Consider the following 343-nt stretch of genomic DNA (forward strand, 5'->3'; position numbering starts at 1 on the left):
GTGTGGCGGGCAGGAAAACAATCGCTGGTGAATTCCAAAGTCGCTTTGATGCTGGCTCACTGTGTGTGGGTTGGTGTTGGGTGTGCTGGTGTTGTTTGAGAACTCGATAGTGTGCCAATGTACTTTTGTTGCGTGGGTGTGTTTGCCTGCCCTTGTTTTGTGCACTGTGTGGTGGACGCTCTTTTTGGGTGTGTGCCGGTGGTGGCGTGGTTGAATTCCAATGATGGATCGCGTCATCTTTTTGGTTCATGGTGTGCGTGGGGTGTGGTTGAACATGTTTCACGTATGTTTTTTGGCCGGCCCCTGCTTATGACCCCGTCGGGTTGGGGGTTGGTTGTTTGAA

This window comes from Corynebacterium sp. HMSC034A01 (assembly GCF_001838175.1).
In the GTDB taxonomy this organism is placed as follows: domain Bacteria; phylum Actinomycetota; class Actinomycetes; order Mycobacteriales; family Mycobacteriaceae; genus Corynebacterium.